Genomic DNA, 21878 nt, shown 5'->3' with positions numbered 1-21878 from the left:
CTTTTGTGTGCATCGGTTATCTGTTTTGTTAGTTGATTAAAGTGGGTTATTAAAAACCAAAAACTTGGGCTGCTATGGTCATTGTTACTAAGGTAATTAAAACAATAGCGACAATATTTAACACAAAACCAGCACGGATCATGTCTTTCATTTTAATTTCACCCGAGCCAAACACAATCGCATTGGGTGGTGTGGCTACTGGCATCATAAACGCACAACTACACGCAATCGCAGCTGGAATAACCCACACTAACGGGCTGCCTGTTACTGACTCAGCAACGGGGCCTAGCAGTGGTAAAAAGCCTGCTGCAGTTGCCGTATTACTGGTTATTTCAGTTAAGAACGTAATCAGCGCAACCACAACAAGAATGCTCATTACTAATGGAATAGTACTCGCCCCTTCAATCATATTAGCAATATAATCAGCTAATCCTGATGACTTTATTTGCGAGGCAAGTGTTAATCCGCCACCAAATAAAAGCAACACACCCCACGGCACTTTAGCGGCACTTTCCCAATCTAAAATACGCGCATCGCTGCCTTTATTTGCCGGTAGTACAAACAGTAGTAATGCTGCAGCAATAGCAATACCGGTATCTGAAATTTTAAGCCCGGTAACATCACCTAATAAAGGTCTAAATATCCAACAAATAGCGGCAAGCACAAATACAAACAACACGCCCTTTTCAGCACGCTGCATTAGACCTAAGTCTTTTAATTGTGAAGAGAATACCGCTTTGGTATCAATACGCTTGTTCGCTTGTACATTCGCATCGACTTTATAAGTGAATTTAGTTAACCAAATCCAGCTGATCAGCAACATACCGAGCGCTAATGGCACACCAACAATCATCCACTCGGCAAAGCCAATTTCAATCTGATAACTGTCTGATAGGTACGCAGCCATTAATGCATTTGGTGGAGTACCAATTAATGTAGCAATACCACCAATACTTGCGCCATAAGCAATCGACAGTAAAAGGGCTTTACCAAAACCTTCATTACTAGGGTCTGAGCTTTTAACTAAATGGGTAATAGATAAAGCGATAGGAAGCATCATTACTGCGGTAGCGGTATTAGACATCCACATTGATAAAAATGCAGTCACTAACATCATCGCTAAAATTTGTAAGCTTGGTTTTTTACCTGCATAACGCATTGTTTTTAATGCAATACGCTTGTGTAACCCCCAACGCTCCATCGCTATTGAGATTAAAAAGCCACCTAAAAATAAAAAGATCAGCGGATGCGCATAAGGCGCTGCAACACTTTTTATCGCTGCTATATCAACAATCGGCGAAATCACTAAAGGGAGTAACGCAGTAGCAGGAATAGGCACTACCTCACTCACCCACCACGAGGCCATCCAAAATGCTAAGCCTGCGGTTTTAAATGCTGCCGCCGACATCCCTACTGGCGGCTCAACTAAGCAAGTAAGTAGCATGACACATGGGCCAAGTAACAATAACAGCCATTGCATAAATGGCTTTTTATTCGCGTTATTTTCTAAAATACGTTTTGTCATTTGTTTAGCCCTTAAAATTTATATTTAAGACCAAGTGCAACACTGCTATCAGCATTTTCTTCTAGGTCGAGGTCAGTGTATAAAAGGTAAGCTGTGGTTTGCTTGTCAAATACATAATCTACACCCGTGGTCCACTGGGTAGCGTCTGATGTTTGACGTAGTTTTGAATCATCTTTTGCAAATTGTACTTTAGGTACCCATTTGTCTAACTTATAGCTTGCGCTTAGTACATAACCGTTGCCAGACTTAGCGCCGTCAATCGATTCTGAATGCTGGTACAATGCCCCTAATTGTAATTTTTCAAACTTATACACACCCGCAATACGGCTTGCTTTTATGTTATTAAGCGAATCGACATGGCTGATTGAAATAGAGTAAGGTGTTTTATTTAAATTACGGTCGCCGTAAATTAGCGTAGCAGCAAATCCTGCTTCGTTATCTTTGTTGTCATCTTTTGGTGCATAGGTAAATGAAAACTGCGCGTTATGCCAATACTTAGAGGTATAGGTGATGGTATCGCCTAAGCGGTCTTGCCCTGCAATTACTTGAGCAATATCAGCTTGGGTTTCGTTAAAATTATCAAGCTTACCTTCTGAATATTTAAAGCGCGTGTCGTTTCGCCCAACCACCACTTCACCAAATGCGCCTTTTAGGCCCAAGTAAGTATTGCGTGCTGCAAAAGGCTCATTGGTATCGTCGTGTTCAAAACCTTTTACTTGAACTTCGTATTTAAATACCGCGGTAAAATACTCATTTAATTTATGGTCACCTTTAATGCCAATACGCGAAAAAGGGGCATCTATTTGCGTGCCTTCGTCAGCGTAACGCATTATGCCTGTATCGGTGTTAGCAATTTGTACTTCGGCTTTACCATACACTGTGTAGTCTGCTGCAAAAGTGGTTGCAGGTAACGTGGCAGCACTGCATAACGCAGCAAGTACTGAACCTTGGAATATATTGTTTTTCATTATGTGTCTTAATTATGTGATGCTACTTGTTGTCTGCACCTACAAAGCAAGAACATGACCAACTAAAAAATAATAAATACTTTCAGTAATTTAAAAAATAAAGGTTTAAAAATAAACATTGAAATGTGCGGGTTTCCACACATAAAAAACACTCAATATCACCATTTCCACCCATTAATCGGTGAACATATCTCGATTAAGGTTATATTTACTCATTTTATCGTAGAGGGTTTTACGCGCAATTTGTAAGGTTGTCATGGTGTCTTTAATGCTGCCATGGTTAAGCTCTAGCGCCTCTTCAATTAAGGAGTGCTCATAAAAGCTGACCTTTTCGGCTAGGCTCAAATCTAATGATAGCGTGCTGTTGCTTGAATCACTTTGTGCAAATGCCAGATCGGGGCCTAGCAATACCGCGCGCTCGGCTTGATTTCTCAATTCCCGCACATTGCCAGGCCAATCGTGCGCTAGTAAACGTTGTTGTAGTTCTATATTGAGCGCCCCTAACGGTTTATGGAAGCGGGTCGCAGCAATAGAACTAAAATGCTTAAATAACAGTGGAATATCTGCTTTTCTGTCTCTCAATGCAGGAATACTGACTTTTACTAAACTCAATCGGTAATATAAATCGGCTCTAAACTCACCTTTTTCTACCAGCGAAAGTAAATCGACTTTGGTGGCTGCGACAATACGAATATCAAGCTCTATCGCTTTATTAGCACCAACGGGGGTTACTTTTCGCTCTTCAAGCACCCGTAGTAATTTAACTTGAAGTGATAAAGGAGTGCTTTCAATTTCATCTAAAAAAACGGTGCCGCCTTGAGCAAACTCAAATTTACCTTTGCGATCGTGTGTTGCGCCAGTAAAGGCTCCGCTGATAGCCCCAAACAGTTCGCTTTCTATTAATTGCTCTGGGACTGCGCCACAGTTAATAGCCACAAACTGACAGCTTGAACGGTTACTATGATCGTGTAAATAGCGAGCAACCAATTCTTTACCTGTGCCAGTTTCACCTTCAATCAGCACATCAGCTGGTGTATCAATCACCGTGTTGAGTAGGTTCATCATATGCTGCATTTTAAGCGTATCACCTAAAATACGCACACCGGGCGCCGACGTTTTCTCAACCGCGCGCTTCAGCGCTCTGTTTTCCATTACTAAAGCACGTTTATCTGAGGCTCTGGCAATACAATCTAATAAATTTTCGTTCAGTGGTTTTTCAAATAAATCATACGCGCCTAGTTGCATCGCTTTTACCGCAACAGAAACATCAGCATAACCGGTTAAAAATATCACGGGTAGTTCGCTATCGAATGCTTTTACCTGCTCAATAAACGTTAAACCATCCATAGTGGGCATGTTTATGTCACTGAGTACAATGCCACAAAAACTGCGATTTAAGCGACTTAAGGCAACACTTGCATCACTAAAACACTGTACCTCATAACCCTCGAGCGTTAATAGCTGATTCAATGAATCGCGGATCATCGCTTCATCATCAATAACAATAATCTGTTTGCAAACAACGGCTTCAATCATTTTTAGTGGCCTCTATGCTTGATAAACTAATAATAAATTGCGCACCGCCTTCAGGGCGATTATGTGCAGTTAAGTACCCATTAAATGATTCAATAATTTGCTTTGAAATCGACAAGCCCAGCCCTAAACCGTTACTTGATTTGGTACTATAAAAAGGTTCAAAAATAGACCCCAGCACATGATACTCAATACCAGGGCCACTATCTAATATAGAAAGCTTAACGCGCTCTTCAAAGCATTCAACATCAAAACTGAGCTCTCTAACAGACTCACCTTTCATTGCCTGTGATGCATTGGTGATCACATTAACCAATACTTGTTCAAACCTTAACGCATCGACCCACACCGTGATCTCTTGCGAAAACTGCGGTGCACTTATGTTAACATCGTCTTGTTTAAGTTGCGGATGGGTGATCATCAACGCATTGTTTAATAACGCCGACAATGGATGAGGCCGAAGTTGCATGGTCGCCGGTTTACTAAAGTGTTTAAGCTGCGCCACTATTTTATGCACCCGCTCTACCAAATTCTCAATAATGATTAAGTTTTCACTTAATGCGTTAAGCCTTCCCTTTTTTAGGAAAATTTTAGCACTGGCTAAATAGGTGTTCATTGCGCTGAGCGGTTGGTTAATTTCGTGATTAATGCCCGCACTCAATTGCCCAATAGTGGCTAATTTTGCCGACTGTACTAATGCGGTTTGGGCTTTTTCGAGTGCTTGAGTACGCTCTAGTACTTCGAGCTCTAAACTGTGACGCGAATACAGTAATTTTTTATACCCGGCAAAGCGTGCCAATAAGCTATATCCAACAAAAATAAACACCCAATAAAATAACACTAGCCATAGTAATCTAGGCACCTGTAAGGCGTTAATGTTTGAAATATCAACAAGCACTGTCATGGTTGCATTCAGATGAGTTAAGGGTCTTGAGGCGGCAACGTATTCATCTTTAGCAATTTTAAATTGCTCAATGCCTTGGCTTTTGTAGCGCTGTTGCTTAATTTGTAGCGGTTGATGATCTAAGTAAGCACGGCGCTGTTTAATATCACGACGCGCGGTAATATCAAGCTCTGTAAAACTATTTAAACGCCATGCGGGTTCATCTGACATGGCAATAATATTATCGGCAAGTTGCAAATAAAAATGGCTTCCTTTTGAAGTATTTAAAAGCGAACGATCGTTTTCAAATTTAGCGACATTAGTTTTAAGCGCCACCACGCCAATGGCTTTTCCATCTAGGTAAATAGCTTGGGAAAAATAAATTCCGCGCTCTTTTGAGCGCTGACCAAGTGCAAAGTATGCGACCTTTTCACCGGCAAACGCTTGTTTAAAATAAGGTCTAAATGCAAAGTTACTACCTAAAAATGTATAGTCGGTTTGCCAGTTACTACTGGCAATAACATCGCCATGAGTATCTAGTATGTATACATCTGAGGCACCACTGGCTTGTTGAATATCAGCAAGGTAATTGTTAATTGCATTAAAGTGTTGTGATTCATTATTAGTAAAACGAATCAATACGTTATTTTCAATTAGCAGCTGAGGGATAGCCGCAAATCGAGCGAGTTCGTTATCGATATAATTATTTAATTGGATGACTTGTTGATCAGCTTGAATTTTGGCTTGCCCTAAATCATAAGCACGACCAAACGAAAAGGTGATCACCAATAATAGTACTAACAATATACAGGCAAAAATAATTTTTTTGGGGATGGAGAACATAAACGCCTATGACAACTATGATGCCAATAATAAGTAATAGCCAATATTGTAACGAGTTATCCCCCTTTGCAGAAGAAACTTTTTGTTAACAATTATACTGAAACTAAAAAACCGTGAAATATTACATTCCACGGTTTAATCACCTTTTAAGGTGTGCTGTTTTAGCTTAATTTACGCTTTTGCAACGACAGGTTTGTCTTTAAAATATTTGTATAAGCCAATTAATGAGGCTGCAATCCAAAATATTTCAATCACAAAGCTTGCTAAGTTAAAGTTATAACAAAGGCTAATAAGTAACAAAATAGCGCCACTTAAATTCATTAAGTTATACGTTAAACTTTTAGGTGAAACTTTATTTAGTTGCAGCAAAAAAAATGAACCAACCACTAAAAAAGTACCACTCATACCAACAATATCAAATAAAAGTGCGATCACACGTCTATCCTTTTCCATTTTAAAACCCAACTGACTGGCCCAATCCATGGGGAGGGTTTTTTTCAATCATTGAAACAGCAAAACCAGCGAAGCTTACCAGTGAAATAAAAGCAAACAAGGGCTTATGTCCGCCCCGCACTACTTTAGGCTATAAACGAAAGGTTTATTTAAAAGTAACTTTACCACCAATCATTTTATAGGCAGGGGTTCCTCTTATAATTGTAGGGCGGGCAAAAGGTCGTTCACAGCCTGGGCATACGCATTCAGTATGGGTGTGATCTTGGGTTATTCTTTCTATAAAACATTTTACTAAAGCACCTTTGCCACCTTTACGGTATTTGAATAACGGTGCCTTACACGCAGAACAAAATATATCGACCGTTTTTGTAGGCCCTTTTTTATTGGGCTTAGCCATACTTCCTCAATAATTACTTTACGATTAGTTAATAGCATAATGCTATCACATCAGCGGTAGAAAATAATGAATGGCTGTTGCGCTAATATATTTTTAAACAGTCGGTAGATAACTCTACTTTATAAACGATTCGCTTTAGGCTTTTATCGATAAACGGGTTAATTTAGCTGATAACACATTCATATTAAAAGGCTTTACGATAAAGCCTGACACTTTAGCATTAATCGCTTTTTTGACAGTCGAAGAACTATCTTCACAGGTCACCATAAGTACAGGAAGGTTTTTCAGCTCGGCATCTTTTCTAATATTATCAAGTAAAGTAATGCCATCCATTTTAGGCATATGAAGATCTGTTATAACCAAATCAAACATTTGATTTTGCAGTATGTTTATTGCTTGAAGCCCATCTGTGGCTTCAACAATATCTATATAATCCAACCTCCTTAACATATTAATTAATACATGACGCATTAACGGCATATCATCAACAACAAGTATTTTCATGCGTATGTTTTACCAAAATAGCTGCGAGCAAATTTTCATTAAAACAAAGTAAAGGCGACACGTCAATCCAAAAGGTATTAACAAAAACGTGTTATGTGTAGTAACAACATTAGTTAACAATACCTATTGCCGCAAGTAATCAGATGGATACTTGTATCCCCTTATTTTAGCTAAACAAAAGTTTAAAAAATTCCAAACGAAGCTTGGGTTATATGTGCTAAGCTTTTTGCACTTAGTGTTACTTCTAACCCGCGTTTTCCGGCACTAACATATATCATTTCAAAATCTAACGCACTGGAGTGTATGTATGTTTTTAGCCGCTTTTTTTGGCCAACGGGGCTAACTCCTCCTAAAATATAACCGGTACTCGCCTGCACTTTTTGTGGGTCTGCCATCATCACTTTTTTTACTGCACAAAGCTTCGCAAGCTGTTTTAAATTAACCTGCTGAGTGACGGGAGTCACCGCTACAATAAGCTGTTGCTCTGAGGTTTCTAGCACTAGGGTTTTAAATACTTGGGCGCTGTTAAGATTAAGCTTTTCAACCGCTTCGAGGCCGTAATTAGTATTGTTTATATCGTGCTCGTAACTAAGTATGTCAAACTTAATATCGCTTTTTTTTAGCTGCTCTATAGCGGGGGTCATCTGATAAAGTCCAAAAATAAATTTCCCTAATAATTTAGCACATTAAACATAAAAAAACGGCGCTAAAAAAGCGCCGTTTTTACTAAGGTCTATTGATCCTGCTCATTACTTAGTTAAGTCATCAAAAAACTTTTTAACCCCATCAAAAAAGCCTTGCTCTTTAGGGCGGTTTTTTGAGCTGTCTTTGCCCATACTTTCATCTAATTCTTTAAGTAAGGCACGTTGACGCTCGTTTAAATTAACTGGCGTTTCAATCACAACCTTACAAATTAAATCGCCTTGAGCGCCACTGCGTACTGACTTAACACCTTTGCCACGCATACGGAACATTTTGCCCGTTTGTGTTTCTGACGGTATTTTAAGCTTTGCACGGCCATCAAGCGTTGGTACTTCAATTTCACCGCCAAGGCCTGCGGTGGTAAAGCTTATTGGTACTTCACAATATAAATTGTTGGCTTCACGAACAAATATTTTGTGTTCACGAACAGATACTTGCACATACAAGTCACCTGCTGGTGCACCATGCATGCCTGCTTCGCCTTCACCTGATAAGCGAATACGATCGCCAGTATCTACGCCTGCCGGGATTTTAACCGATAGCGTTTTAGTTTTTTCTACACGGCCTTGCCCATGACATTTATTACAAGGATCTGAAATGATCTGACCTTGTCCATGACATGTCGGACAGGTTTGCTGCACGGCAAAAAAACCTTGGCGCATTTGTACTTGGCCTGCACCATTACAGGTTGTACATGTCTTTGGCTTTGAACCCGCTTTAGCACCACTGCCATCACATGGTTCACAACTAACCCAAGTAGGTACTTTAATCTCAACGTCTTTACCACGAACTGCTTCTTCTAAACTTAAGTCCATGTTGTAACGTAAATCTGAGCCACGTTGCTGACGTGATTGACGTCGACCACCGCCGCCACCAAAAATATCACCAAATACGTCACCAAAAATATCACCAAAATCACCTTGGCCGCCGCCAAAGCCACCGTGACCACCGCCACCACCTTGTTCGAAGGCTGCATGGCCGTATTGGTCATACATTTGACGCTTTTGCGCATCAGTCAGTATTTCGTAAGCTTCTTTAACTTCCTTGAATTTAGTTTCAAGGTCTTTATCACCGGCGGTACGATCGGGGTGATATTTCATCGCTAAGCGTTTATACGCTTTTTTTATGTCTCGCTCACTCGCATCTTTGCTTACGCCGAGGACTTCGTAATAATCGCGTTTTGACATATCTATCACACTACTCTTTTCTATTTACAGCGTTAGCTGCTGGACAAACCGATAAATCATATCGATTTATCATTGAATTTTTAAAGCGTTTTATTCGCTTCTCTTTACATGCAAAAGGCGCGTTAAGCTTTAGCCTACGCGCCTCATGTGTTCATCCTAACTCAAACACTTGATTTGGTCATGTGTTTTAAATTAGCGAGAAGCGTTAGCAACAATTACTTGTCGTCTTTAACTTCTTCGAACTCTGCATCAACAACATCGTCATCTTGTTTAGCTGACTGTTGTTGTTCACCAGCGTCACCACCAGCTTGTTGTGCTTTAGCTTGAGCGATTTCCATTAGCTTTTGAGACTTTTCAACAAGCGCTTGCGTTTTCGCTTCAATCTCAGCTTTGTCGTCACTCTTAATCGCTGCTTCTAGGTCAACAACAGCCGCTTCAATCGCGTCTTTGTCTTCGCTTGGCAGAGCATCACCCGCTTCTTCAATTTGCTTACGTGTACCGTGAACAAGTGCGTCAGCTTGGTTACGTGCAGCTACTAACTCTTCAAACTTTTTATCGTCTTCAGCATGCGCTTCTGCATCACGAACCATCTTTTCAACTTCTTCATCGCTTAAACCAGAAGATGCTTGAATAGTGATTTTTTGCTCTTTACCTGTATCTTTATCTTTTGCAGATACATGTAAGATACCATCGGCATCAACATCGAATGTTACTTCGATTTGTGGTGTACCACGTTGTGCCGGGCGGATACCTTCTAGGTTAAATTGACCCAGAGATTTGTTGTCGCTAGCACGCTTACGCTCACCTTGTAACACATGAATGGTTACTGCAGATTGGTTGTCTTCTGCTGTTGAGAATATTTGCGATTTCTTAGTAGGAATCGTGGTGTTTTTCTCAATTAGCGCTGTCATTACAGAGCCCATTGTCTCAATACCTAGCGATAATGGAGACACGTCTAGTAATAGTACGTCTTTCACGTCACCTGCAAGTACACCACCTTGAATTGCCGCACCCACAGCTACCGCTTCATCCGGGTTAACATCTTTACGTGGCTCTTTACCAAAGAACTCAGCAACTGTTTTTTGAACAAGTGGCATACGTGTTTGACCACCTACTAAAATGATATCGTTAATATCATTTACAGATAAATCAGCATCCGCTAATGCACGTTTAAGTGGTTCAATTGACTTAGTTACTAAGTCTTCAACTAATGACTCAAGTTTAGCACGCGTTAGTTTAACGTTCATGTGCTTAGGACCTGATGCATCGGCAGTTACGTACGGAAGGTTAACTTCTGTAGATTGTGCTGATGAAAGCTCAATTTTCGCTTTCTCTGCTGCTTCTTTAACACGTTGCATAGCAAGCGGATCATTTTGTAAATCGATACCTTGGTCTTTCTTAAATTCAGCTACTAAGTAGTTGATTACACGGTTATCGAAATCTTCACCACCTAAGTGAGTGTCACCATTTGTCGCAAGTACTTCAAATGTGTGCTCACCTTCAACTTCATCAATTTCAATGATTGATAAATCGAAAGTACCACCACCTAAGTCGTATACCGCTACTACGTTTTCGCCACGGTTTTTATCCATACCGTATGCAAGGGCTGCAGCTGTTGGCTCGTTGATAATACGTTTTACTTCAAGACCCGCAATACGGCCCGCATCTTTTGTAGCTTGACGTTGTGAATCGTTAAAGTATGCCGGTACTGTGATTACCGCTTCAGTTACTTCTTCACCTAAGAAGTCTTCAGCCGTTTTTTTCATTTTTTTCAATACTTCAGCAGAAATTTGTGGTGCAGCGCGTTTTTCACCGCCTGCTTCTACCCATGCATCGCCGTTATCAGCTTTGATGATTTTGAACGGCATAATACCGATATCGCGTTGTACTTCTTCGTCTTCAAAGCGACGACCAATTAAACGTTTGATTGCAAATAACGTGTTTGTTGGGTTAGTTACCGCTTGACGTTTTGCAGGTTGACCTACTAACGTTTCACCGTCTTGCGTATAAGCAATAATAGACGGGGTTGTGCGATCGCCTTCCGCATTTTCAATAACACGTGCTTTATCACCATCAAGTACTGCAACACAAGAGTTAGTAGTACCTAAATCGATTCCAATAATTCTACCCATGAATCTTCTCCAACTTCTAAATTCGTTAATACATTCGATGACTAGTTAATAGGGATGCCACAAAGTTAATTCAACTGTAAAAATGAAAAAAAACGCATTTTTTTTAATTTATTTACTAAATAACCCTAAAAAGAGTAGGGATTGCTGATTTTTTGTAATTTGGGAGCTTATTTTTTGTCTAGTCTGATGAGTTTGGGTGTGATATAAATTTAGCAAATAACAGCAAAAGGACATTATTTGTGCACTTTGAACAATTATTAAAACAAGCTGCCCAAGCGAGTCAGGAAACTGACCCGTTAACCAATACCATGCAGTTTCCTGCTAACTGGTGCCAAGGCCGTACTGCTTTTGGTGGCCTCTCTGCTGCGTTACTTTATCAAGCAATGCGCAATAAAGTTGATTCATCAAGAAGATTGCTTTCTTTAAGTACAAACTTTGTAGGGCCATTATTGGCTGAAAAACCGTTTTCATTATCGGTAGAAATATTACGTGAAGGTAAAAGCAGTACCCAAGTGCTCGCCAAGGCTATTCAAGATGATGCGGTGTGTGTCATCGTGCAGGCCTGTTTTGCAAAAAATCGTAACTCATCAATTAATGTGCCGGTATCAAAGTCGTTAACCTTACACCCTGTAAACGAAGGCCATTGTTTAGGCTTTGTACCTGGGAAAATGCCAGAGTTTTTTCAGCATGTTGATTTATGCCCACAGCAAGGCGCCATGCCGTTTAGTAGTGCGCAAACCTCTCACCTTGGTGGTTGGATGCGATTTAAACACAAGCCTGAAGAAATTACAGAAGCTCATGTTATTGCTCTTACTGACGCATGGCCGCCAACATTACTACAAATGTTTAAGCAACCAGCACCGGCTAGTAGCATGTCGTGGTATTTAGAGTTTGTACAAGCGCCTAATTTAGTGCCAGGTGAATGGTTGGGTTTTGAAGCAATCACTCATCATTCAAAAGATGGCTACGGCTTAGAAGATGGCTGTATTTGGTCACAATCGGGGGAGCTTATTGCACTCACCCGTCAAACTGTTGCCTTATTTGATTAATTAAAGAGCAGTGAAGTCGCGCTGAGTATATTGCTTATCTAAGTTAAGCATGATGGTGCGATATTCACCACTTTGAATTATGTTGGCCAAGCCTTTATCAAACTGCAGTCTCAGCAAATCATTGTTAAAATACGCAGGCCTTGCCACAGGTGGAAAAATAGCATGAATAACAAAATCTTTAGTGGCAATGGCTTTTTGATATTCCTTTAAATAGTGAAGAAATATAAGTCTATCGAGAATAGTCGTATCAACCCACCCTGCCATTAAATGGTGTATCTGCGCTTGTTGATTGAATACTTCTTCATAGCCTCTCAAGTTCTCTAAGTTGTGACCAAATTCTTTAGGTAAATAAGCAGGCGCATTTTGAAATGCTAAAACACTTTTAGTCGCCAGATCGTAAATAGTATTAATAGTGAAGTTACTCTTTTTAAGACTCACTACCACATTCTCATAACTAACAACCGATTGGCTTCGATATATGCCAGCAATTAAAATACCCGAGTAATTCAATGCAATATCAACATGCCCTTGATTCAATAAAGCATCTGCACGCTGATTTGACATGTAATGTACATCAACCTAATTTATGTCTTGATTGTTAAGTGCTGTCTTTACAATCTCGAGCTGAATACCTGAATCATTTTCACTTATTACATAAGGCGCAACAGTCGGGTTAGCCGCAATAATGACTTGGTGCTGCTTAATACCATTAACAAATGCAAAACTATCGCCACATAAACACACTAAGGCCAATAAAATACAATTTTCACTCTTTCACCTAATCCGTTTTTATTTTCAGTTATTGGGGTTACTTTTCTTTAGTAATTTAGCCGCAGCGTTTGTATTTAACTCTTATTTATAGCAATATTTAAATTATTGAATTAATTACAAGCTAACATTTTGCAAACTGCCTGCCCAAGCTGTGATCTTATCATTGATATTCCCGAGATTAATGCCAAACAAGTGGCATTGTGCCCACGCTGTAGCCATAAGATCCGCGGTATTAACATAAACCATGACACTGAAATAGTCGCACTGAGTTTAAGCGCATTATTAATGTTGCTCAGCAGTATGTTTTATCCGTTTATCTCATTTAGTAGTAATGGCATTACCCAAACTATTACCCTGCCCGACGCAGCACGGATTTTATTTAACTATGATAGTGACCTACTTGGCTTATTTATCGATATCAGCATTATTATTTTACCTATGAGTTTGCTCATTATTTTGATCCCTTTGCATTTAGGCGCACTCAAAGCACTGCCGCAAGCAGTTGCAAGAAAGCTATTAAAATTCACTTTAACGCTAGAGCCTTGGATCATGTCAGAAATATTTTTGATTGGTGTTTTAGTTAGCATGGTAAAAATAATGTCATTGGCTGAGGTTAGCTTTGGTATCAGCTTTTTTGCCTATGTGGGATTTGTTATTTTTTATATTAGTGCATTAACGCGTTTAAATCGTGCTAGGCTGTGGTCACAAGTAAGCCCTGTCACTACACTTCAAAATACTTCAAACACTGAGCGGGCTATTGATGAGAATATAAAAGCCTGCCATGTTTGCCATCAACTGAGCGTTGAATCAATCTGTCCTCGTTGCCACAGTAAAACGTATTTAAGAAACCCCTACAGCGTACAAAAAGCGGCTGCATGGTTAGTTACTTCTCTGATTTGTTATATTCCTGCGAATTTGCTCCCTATTATGTACACTATTAGCCTAGGAGATGAAACACCTGCAACCCTTATTTCGGGTGTTATTACGTTATGGAATAGCGGCTCATACCCTATTGCTATTATTATATTTTTTGCCAGTGTGGTGGTACCGTTAGCCAAAGCGCTTATTTTGAGCTTTTTGTGCTTTATGGTTACAAAACCTGCCAACCTGCATACAAAAGGTTACACAAAAGTGTATCAACTTACTGAATTTATAGGTAAATGGTCTATGATTGATGTGTTTGTTGTGGCTATATTAGTTGCACTAGTGCAGCTAGGAAACTTAATGTCGGTTACACCCGGTTTGGGCATCGTCTTTTTTACCGTTATGGTATTATGCCAAATGATGGCGGCACACGCATTTGACCCTCGCCTACTGTGGGACTCACCAAAAATAATAACGCAGAGAATAAAGCATGATTAAAACAGCTAACGTAGCACAAAAACCAAGTATTTCTGCAATTTGGATCATTCCTGTGGTTGCCTTATTTGTTGGTGTTTGGATGCTTTATCAGTATCAATTAAATAAAGGGCAAACAATCTACATCACTATGCCCCAAGCCGAGGGGATTATTGCTGGTAAAACAGAAATTAAAGTGCGAAGTGTCAAAATAGGTCAAATTGATCACGTCCGCCTTTCTGATAGCCAAGACAGTGTAATAGCCCGAGCACAAATAGATAAAAACTATGATAATTTACTCACCGAAGATGCCAGTATTTGGGTAGTAAAACCACGCATTGATGAAACTGGGATCAGTGGTATGAGCACCCTACTTTCAGGGGTTTATTTAGAGTTTTCACCGGGAGAAAGTAGCCAACTTAAAAAACGCTTTACCCTGCAAGAAGAGCCCGCATTAATTGGTAAAGATGTTCAAGGTGGGCGCTTTAAGTTACTCAGTTACAATGCTGAAGTACTTGATGTGAGTACTGGCATATTTTTTAAAAACTACAAAATAGGCCAAATAGAAACCGCCACCTTTGATTGGAAAAACCAAGCAATGCAATACGGTATTTTTATTAAAGCCCCCTATGAGAACCTGATCACCTTAAACTCTATTTTTTGGGTTAACTCAGGTATTGAAATAGATCTCTCTGCTGATGGCATAAATATTAACACCGGTTCACTAAGCAAATTATTAAAAGGTGGTATTTCTGTTGGCTTACCTGATCAGCAAGCCCCTGGCGATTTAGCACAAGATGGTCATAGCTTTTCTTTGAGTCAAAGTTATAAGCAAGCTTTAGAAGAGCGTTTTTATGATTTTGATTATTACCTTATTGAATTCGAACAATCGATTAGAGGACTCCGTGTTGGTGCGCCAGTTGAGTATAGAGGTACACGCGTCGGCACAGTGGTTGAAGCGCCCACCAATGTAATTATAGATGGGAAACCGGCTCATTTTCGCGCCAAAAATACCGCAGTTCCAGTATTGATAAAAGTAGAATATGGTCGTTTATACCATATCACCTCGGTAGCAAAAGAGTATTGGAAAACAAGCGTTAACGAGTGGATTAAAAATGGCATGAGAGCGTCACTTAAACCGGGTAATTTGCTAACCGGTGCAGTTTACGTCGATTTTGACTTTTATACCGACACCCCAAAAAGCGAGCTTAAAAAACTTGCTCAATACGATGTATTTCCTAGTGTATCGAGCGGTATAACGGTACTTGCCGATCAAGTATCGGATGTACTTAATAAAGTGAATAACTTAAAAATTGAAGACAGTTTAGCCAAAATGCAAACTACGTTCAGCGAGTATCAAGCTCTGGCCAGTGAGATGCGCACATTATTAAATAAGCCCGATACACAAAATTTACCTGGCGACTTTAATCGTAATCTCGAAAAAATAACCAAAAGTATGGAACAATTTGAAATAACCATGCGCCAGTTTGACAAAACCATGGCAAGCTATCAAGCAGGCTCTCAAATGCACTACCAACTTGAGCAAACACTGCTACAAATTAAGCGTTTAACAGAAGAGTTTCAGCCTCTTACTCGTGGCTTGAACGAGCAACCTAATATGCTCATTTTTGACAAATCACTACCTAACGATCCACAACCGAGGAAGCAATAATGAAAGCACTATTTTTACTTTTAACGGGTGTGATCTTTATCAGTGGTTGCAGCTCTGCTATTCAAACAACAATTCAGTATTACCAATTTGAGCAGCCCATTAATGACTCTTCGCGAAATGTGCAAGATACACAGGCACAACTGCGCGTGCAAACAGTTACCCTAAGAGGCGCATTGAATAATCGGGGTATTGCTATGAAAGTAGATAGTAATCAAATCCATGCTGCTAATTATCATCTATGGGGTGAGTCGCCAGATATTATGCTCAGTGCCAGCGCGCAGCAAACATTATTTAATACCATGACAAACTGGATGGTTATCAAAGGCTTACCCGTTATTACCGACCAACAGCAACAAACATTTTACGAATTAGAATACGAACTACACCACTTTAACGGTGATCTGCAAGGTAATGCAGATATTTCAGGTCTATGGCGTTTATACTACACTCACCCAGAATCGGGTAGGCGTTTACTAAGCATCCATAATTTTTCATCTGTTATGTCAATCGATGCTGATGGCTATGATTCATTGGTGGCTACTCTTGAAAAAATGTGGCAACAAATCAACATCCTTGCGGCAAAAGAAATTGAAAAAGCGCGAATTTAATTTCGCTCTGTATCAAGTAAATATACATCTACCGCAATGTTAGTGCTTTCTATTATAACTTGACCTTGGGTTTTAAAACCGAGCTTTTGTAATACATTTTTTGATGCGCGGTTATCACAGCGGGCGATCGCCGTAACCTGTTTAATCCCCAAGTTTTGTCTATGGTTTAGCAAGGTATTTGCCGCTTCAAAAATATAGCCCTTTTTTTCAAAACCGTCTTTTAGCGCATACCCTAAGTCGGGATATTGCAGAACAGCTCGCTGATAAAACCCAACAATACCAACTAGTGTTTCATCATGTAATGCGATTATATAAGGCCCAAAGCCATGCTGCTTATGAGCAGATATAAAACTGTCTTTGATGTATTTTTTAGCGTCGTCTAAGGTATAAATACCTTTATCACCAATGTATTTAGTGAAATTAGCCTGATTAACCAACTTAAGTAACTCCGCCGCATCTGCTATTTGTGCGAAGCGTATGTGTAAGCGCTCTGTTGTAAAAGCAATATTCAAAATAACTCCTGATAATATTTTTCACGACCCGATATTTTTTTATTGACTGAAATAAAAAAGAAGATTATTTTTGCGCCGATGTTTTTAAAGGCACAACAATAGCGGCATGCATTCCTTGCGCCGGCTGGCGCCAAAGCCAACGCGTTTCACTAAAACTATTAATTTAACATAATTTTTTAAGTGCCCTTCACGCGTGCAAAAGCAGTGACTTGGAAAATGATTTAACAACGAACTTATCATCTTCTTTGTTTTTGTATAAGCAGTTTACTTTTTAAATCTGCTTTTAATTTTGTGATCTTATAAATGCTTGAACCTTCTGCGTTAACTCTACTGCCGCCTGCGGTAGTGGTTGTATTGGCTGTTGTTTTACGCCGCCCTATTTTATCGTTACTGATTGGTGCATTAGTTGGCTTTGTTTTAGCTGACCCTAGCAAAGTTCTCTCAAATTTTGCCAGCACATCACTCAAAGTAATGACAGATGAAACCATTGGTTGGTTAATACTTGTGTGTGGCGGCTTTGGTGCGCTTATTGCCTTATTAGTGCGTACTGGAGGGGCTTCAGCGTTTGGTAGTTTGGCTTTAAAGTACACCCGAGGTAAACGATCCTCCTTATTTATGACCTTTTGTTTGGGTGTCGTGATATTTATTGACGATTATTTAAACGCGCTTACCGTGGGTGAAACCATGAAGCGGATCACCGACAAATTTAAAGTGAGTCGTGAAATGCTCGCTTACGTTGTTGATTCAACGGCAGCGCCTATTTGTGTACTCGTCCCTTTGTCAACGTGGGCTGTATTTTTTGGTGGCCTGTTAGTGGATAACGGCATCGCAGAAGAAGGCAAAGGCATTGCCGTTTATATTCAAGCCATTCCGTACATGTTTTATGCCTGGTTTGCGGTGTTGACTGTGGTGCTGGTTATTGCCGGCGTGATCCCTACTTTTGGCCCAATGAAAAAAGCCGAGCAACAGGCGCTAACTCACGCTCCTATTTTAGAGCCTGCGATTTATACTCAAGTACAAACCGCCGATGAATATGCAGTAAAAGCAGCAGAAGAACACTTTGAAGATGCCGATCCTAAAGGTAAGTTATATAACTTTTTGTTGCCGATTTTTTTATTAGTCGCATTTACCGTATATTTTGAAATAGATGTGTACAAAGGTCTATTAGCGACAATGGCTGTCACTTTGCCATTTTATGCGTTACAAAAATTAATGAGCTTTAGCGAAATGATTGAGCGTATGCTGGATGGTTTTAAAAGTATGATCCCCGCAATTGGAACCGTGATTGCCGCCTTTATTTTTAAAGATGTATGCGACTTAATTGGCTTGCCACAATTTGTGATTGGCAGCTTAAGCCCGTATATGACCGCTGGCTATTTACCTGCGGTGGTATTTATTGCGATGTCGATATTAGCGTTTGCGACGGGTTCAAGTTGGGGGATTTTTGCGGTTTCAATTCCTATTGTCATGCCCCTTGCGACGGCGGTTGATGCAAATATTCCATTGGTGATTGGCGCATTACTTTCAGCGTCTTCATTTGGTAGCCAAGCCTGTTTTTACTCTGATTCAACCGTACTAGCAGCACAAGGCTCTGGCTGTAATTTGATCACTCATGCTATAACGCAATTACCTTATACCTTAATTGCTGCAGGCTTTGCCATCATTGGCTTTTTACTTATGGCCTAACATGACAATGGTAGCCATTTTACTAAAACCATAATTAACGCCGTTAAAACAAAACCCAGTCATTGTTACTGGGTTTTGTTTGGTTTTTGAGTAATTTCAACTTACTTTTGCAATTTTATATCGCTGTAGTAAACATCTAAACTTGTCACTTTAGTTTGGTTTGGCAAATCAGCAAACTCGCTATCACTAAACTTACTGCCACGTAATTGCACATTTAAGCGGGCTGCTTGTGGATTTAACATGGTTTGCTGGTAGTAGTCTTTAATATCAGCAAGGGTGACTTTTTCTACTTCTGCAATTAACTTTTGTTTTGAATCAAAATCAAAGTTCTCACGGTACCAATCGTTAATCAATGGACTCATTTCGTCGCTTAAATTCTTTGGCTGTTCTTTTAACGAAACCAAAGTTGCATTTTTAAGCTGTGCAAATGTTTCTTCACTCATAGCATTAAGCTCAGAAGCGTACTCTTTTTTGAACTTATCAAAGCGTACTTGAATTTCTTTTGGCCCTTTAACCGGTGTTTGAATAAACAAACCAATACCAGAGTAATCCTCAATAGGACGCGCTAACGCCCCTACCGCATAAGCTAGTTGTTCTTCGGTACGCATTTTGTCAAACGCGATTGTTCTAAAGTGTCCTTGTAAAACCGCCGCCTGCGCTTTTTGTTTGTAACCTGGCGTTGGGTGAATGGTCATATCGACAACGGCTACATCGGCTACATCAATATCTTTGTGTAATACGCGCGCTTCACCTTGTTGTGGTAACCAAGCTTTACTGCGAGCAAACTCAGATTTTGTATGATTATTTGGTAAGATAGCCGTTAATTCAGCAGCAATGGCATCAATATCTTTTTGATCATAGTTACCAAAGCTAAATACACGTAAGTTATTATTCGCTAAGGTGCTTTGTTTTAATGCTTGTAAATCAGCGAGTGTCAGTGATTGAGCTGCCTTAATAAGCGCGTCAGTATCAAAACTACCGGTTCGAGTCAGTTTTGAATATTCACTAAACGCTTGTGCATACGGGAACTGTTTTTGCTGATTGAGTAAATCACGTTGATAACGGTCAATCGCTTGATTAAATGCTTGCGCTGAAATTTCATCGTCAAATCCAGCTAACGCTTGTTTAAGTAAAGTATCTTGTTTATCGGTAAAACCACTTAATGATAAAACTAAGCCATTGCTTGAGCTTAAATTAACATTCATACCGGCAATAGCCGCTTCGGTTCGTAGCTGACTTAATTGGGTGTTATATAAATCTGCCCACACAGAATAAAGGACGGTTGAGTTAATATCACGCAACCCTGTTTGTGTGTTGATATACACCTCAACTAAACCTTTAGGCTGCTCTGCAAACTGCTGGCTTGCTTGACGCCAGATTTTTACACCGTTTTTATCATAGCTAAGTTCAGGGTGTTTTTGCTCTTTAAAAGCCTGCGTTTTAATTGCAAAACTCTCTGGCAGTAAATTGTTAACACTTGGTAAGGCTAAATTAAATTCACTTGGTTTTTCCCAGCTGGCAATTTCTGCATCGCTAATATCATTAATTTTATATTTGCCATCGTAAAAATGCAGCTCAGAATCTGTATCTTCCTGTTGAGAAATATACCAAATGCGCAGTGTATCGGCATTAAGTTGCTTAAGTACATTGTTCACCGCATCAGCGTCAAACTTAGCATAGTAGTACGGTGCGTTTATCGCATGATTTAACGGATAATCTTGCATGCTTTGAGTCAGCGCACTGACGTAGCTAAACTCATCGCCCTTTTCTAAAAATTTAAACTGATTATTTAAAGAAGTGCGAATTTCATTAAAGTACTTACTATTAACGCCCTCACGCTTAATCAAGTCAATATATTGCATGATTGTCGCGACAATTGATTCGCGGTTTTTCATGCCTTCATCAGTCAGCTCTATGTTCACATTTAAAGAGCCATAGTTACCATATTGATTTGGTGAAGCAGACGCTGATAACTGCGATACCCAGCCTTTATCACGTAATATTTGTGCTGGGCTACCTGGCATTTCATTGCTAAGTAAATAGGCAACAAAACGATTAGGTTTTACTGCAAATTCAGTTTGATTATTAGTAATTGTGAAATCGAGTTGTAATTGTTTAACGTCTTCGTTTGGCGAGTAAAAAACACGTTTACCACCGGCATTATCAAAATCTAGCTTGGCTGATACTTTTGGCTTTTCAATATTTTTATTTTTAATATCAGCGAAGTATTTTTCTGCTTTTTTCTGCATTTCTTCAAGCGGTAAATTAGAAATTAACGCCACTTTCATAATATTTGATGAATAATATTTATTATAAAAATCAACAGTTTCTTTGTGTAATGAACTATCAGCTTTATCGCCTAACGTTTCAAGGTTACCAATTAAGAATCGATTAGCTGGGTGTTCACCCATCATTTTACGTGCAAGTTTAAATTGGCCAAAAAAGTCCATTTCACGACGCATTGACCACTCAGCATTCACTGCGTTTTTTTCTTTTTCTGTGTATTCTGGGTAAAGCTTAGGGGCTTTAAAAAAGTCTGAAAAGCGGTCTAAGCCTTCATCAAACGCATCGTTATTAATTTTAAACATGTAGTTTGTAATATCGAGCCACGTATAGGCATTATGCGCCCCGCCGTTTTTAGTCATAAAATCGGAGTACCCTTTAGTGTCAGGGTAGCGCTCAGTGCCTAAAAACAACATATGTTCTAAATAATGCGCCATTCCTTGTTGGCTCATTGGGTCGTGCAGCAGGCCGACACCGACACTCAATGAAGCAGCTGATTTTTCTGCGCTTGGATCAGAAACTAAAATCACTTCAATATCATTGGCAAGTGTTAGTGTTTTGTATTCACGATTATCGTTAGGGCTTACAACAAGCGTTGGTGATAAAAGTGATGTTTGTGATGATTGAGAAAGAGTGGCGGTATTCGAACAACCGCTTAATATTGCCAGTGCAATTGCACTTAAGCCGATGATATGTTTCATTTTAGTTATATCCATTGCTGTTAAATATGGGCTTAGTGTTATAAAAAGACTAAATCACTTATAAGCTACCATTATCTATTAATACTATGCTACTAATTAGCACTTAATTGTGTAACACATTGTGAATAGTT

Annotated in this window: 18 protein-coding genes and 1 pseudogene; 5 read left to right on the top strand and 14 right to left on the bottom strand. The window is 39.6% G+C overall.

Going from position 1 to position 21878, the window contains the following annotated elements:
• Window positions 1–49: 49 nt before the first annotated feature.
• The 10 genes from BG00_RS16105 to dnaK form a co-directional block, all read right to left on the bottom strand.
• Window positions 50–1525: an SLC13 family permease gene (locus BG00_RS16105; protein WP_036983914.1), complete on the bottom strand. Its 1476-nt coding sequence runs from the start codon at window positions 1523–1525 to the stop codon at window positions 50–52.
• Between the two features lie 11 nt (window positions 1526–1536).
• On the bottom strand, window positions 1537–2493 hold the full coding sequence (locus tag BG00_RS16100) for a porin (protein WP_036983913.1): 957 nt from the start codon (window positions 2491–2493) through the stop codon (window positions 1537–1539).
• A gap of 174 nt (window positions 2494–2667) precedes the next feature.
• Window positions 2668–4029: a sigma-54-dependent transcriptional regulator gene (locus tag BG00_RS16095; protein ID WP_036983912.1), complete on the bottom strand. Its 1362-nt coding sequence runs from the start codon at window positions 4027–4029 to the stop codon at window positions 2668–2670.
• On the bottom strand, window positions 4022–5752 hold the full coding sequence (locus BG00_RS16090; RefSeq protein ID WP_036983911.1) for a sensor histidine kinase: 1731 nt from the start codon (window positions 5750–5752) through the stop codon (window positions 4022–4024). The genes BG00_RS16095 and BG00_RS16090 overlap by 8 nt, the downstream gene beginning before the upstream one ends.
• Window positions 5753–5923: 171 nt before the next feature.
• Window positions 5924–6187, bottom strand: a complete 264-nt coding sequence (locus tag BG00_RS16085) for a CBU_0592 family membrane protein (RefSeq protein ID WP_008112375.1) — start codon at window positions 6185–6187, stop codon at window positions 5924–5926.
• Window positions 6188–6350: 163 nt separating this feature from the next.
• Entirely contained in the window at window positions 6351–6602 is a 252-nt protein-coding gene (locus BG00_RS18315) for a hypothetical protein (RefSeq protein ID WP_013463170.1), read from the bottom strand.
• A gap of 135 nt (window positions 6603–6737) precedes the next feature.
• The gene (locus tag BG00_RS16075; RefSeq protein WP_036983910.1) at window positions 6738–7106 is read right to left on the bottom strand and encodes a response regulator; all 369 of its coding nucleotides are present in this window, start codon (window positions 7104–7106) and stop codon (window positions 6738–6740) included.
• 182 nt (window positions 7107–7288) lie between these two features.
• Window positions 7289–7750: a Cys-tRNA(Pro) deacylase gene (ybaK, locus tag BG00_RS16070; protein WP_036983909.1), complete on the bottom strand. Its 462-nt coding sequence runs from the start codon at window positions 7748–7750 to the stop codon at window positions 7289–7291.
• Between the two features lie 105 nt (window positions 7751–7855).
• The gene (gene dnaJ / locus BG00_RS16065) at window positions 7856–8995 is read right to left on the bottom strand and encodes a molecular chaperone DnaJ (protein ID WP_036983908.1); all 1140 of its coding nucleotides are present in this window, start codon (window positions 8993–8995) and stop codon (window positions 7856–7858) included.
• A 215-nt stretch (window positions 8996–9210) separates the two neighbouring features.
• A complete protein-coding gene (gene dnaK / locus BG00_RS16060; RefSeq protein WP_036983907.1) occupies window positions 9211–11127 on the bottom strand; it encodes a molecular chaperone DnaK in 1917 nt (638 codons plus the stop codon).
• Between the two features lie 239 nt (window positions 11128–11366).
• Between dnaK and BG00_RS16055 the strand changes: the two genes are divergently transcribed.
• Complete coding sequence (locus tag BG00_RS16055; protein ID WP_036983906.1) at window positions 11367–12176, top strand: acyl-CoA thioesterase; 810 nt, start codon at window positions 11367–11369, stop codon at window positions 12174–12176.
• Here the strand turns inward: BG00_RS16055 and BG00_RS16050 are convergent, their stop codons facing one another.
• Together BG00_RS16050 and BG00_RS17175 are read right to left on the bottom strand one after the other, a co-directional pair.
• Window positions 12177–12740: a type 2 periplasmic-binding domain-containing protein gene (locus BG00_RS16050; protein WP_036983905.1), complete on the bottom strand. Its 564-nt coding sequence runs from the start codon at window positions 12738–12740 to the stop codon at window positions 12177–12179. It abuts the gene before it with no gap.
• Between the two features lie 15 nt (window positions 12741–12755).
• Window positions 12756–12929, bottom strand: a complete 174-nt coding sequence (locus BG00_RS17175; RefSeq protein ID WP_253861433.1) for a hypothetical protein — start codon at window positions 12927–12929, stop codon at window positions 12756–12758.
• Between the two features lie 147 nt (window positions 12930–13076).
• On the opposite strand from BG00_RS17175, the pseudogene BG00_RS16045 reads away from it, so the two are divergent.
• The 3 genes and pseudogenes from BG00_RS16045 to BG00_RS16035 all read left to right on the top strand — a co-directional run bounded on the left by BG00_RS16045 (window position 13077) and on the right by BG00_RS16035 (window position 16565).
• Window positions 13077–14305: pseudogene (locus tag BG00_RS16045) on the top strand (PqiA/YebS family transporter subunit).
• Window positions 14302–15957, top strand: coding sequence for an intermembrane transport protein PqiB (gene pqiB / locus BG00_RS16040; protein ID WP_036983903.1), 1656 nt, complete (start codon window positions 14302–14304; stop codon window positions 15955–15957). Before BG00_RS16045 ends, pqiB begins: the two are co-directional and overlap by 4 nt.
• Window positions 15957–16565, top strand: coding sequence for a PqiC family protein (locus BG00_RS16035; RefSeq protein ID WP_036983902.1), 609 nt, complete (start codon window positions 15957–15959; stop codon window positions 16563–16565). The genes pqiB and BG00_RS16035 overlap by 1 nt, the downstream gene beginning before the upstream one ends.
• Here the strand turns inward: BG00_RS16035 and BG00_RS16030 are convergent.
• The gene (locus BG00_RS16030) at window positions 16562–17077 is read right to left on the bottom strand and encodes a GNAT family N-acetyltransferase (protein ID WP_036983900.1); all 516 of its coding nucleotides are present in this window, start codon (window positions 17075–17077) and stop codon (window positions 16562–16564) included. The two genes, BG00_RS16035 and BG00_RS16030, sit on opposite strands and share 4 nt — an antisense overlap.
• Before the next feature lie 303 nt (window positions 17078–17380).
• Here BG00_RS16030 and BG00_RS16025 point away from each other — a divergent pair, with 303 nt between their 5' ends.
• Window positions 17381–18763 carry a Na+/H+ antiporter NhaC family protein gene (locus BG00_RS16025; protein WP_036983899.1) on the top strand — a complete coding sequence of 461 codons (1383 nt, stop codon included), beginning with the start codon at window positions 17381–17383 and terminating at the stop codon, window positions 18761–18763.
• A 101-nt stretch (window positions 18764–18864) separates the two neighbouring features.
• On the opposite strand, the gene BG00_RS16020 is transcribed toward BG00_RS16025, so the two are convergent.
• Entirely contained in the window at window positions 18865–21747 is a 2883-nt protein-coding gene (locus tag BG00_RS16020; protein ID WP_036983897.1) for an insulinase family protein, read from the bottom strand.
• Between the last annotated feature and the right edge of the window lie 131 nt (window positions 21748–21878).

It is taken from the genome of Pseudoalteromonas sp. SCSIO_11900, from assembly GCF_000576475.1.
Classification (GTDB): Bacteria; Pseudomonadota; Gammaproteobacteria; order Enterobacterales; family Alteromonadaceae; genus Pseudoalteromonas; species Pseudoalteromonas tetraodonis.
The sequence above is the reverse complement of the archived record's forward strand: the minus strand, read 5'-3'. Positions and strand labels throughout refer to the sequence as shown.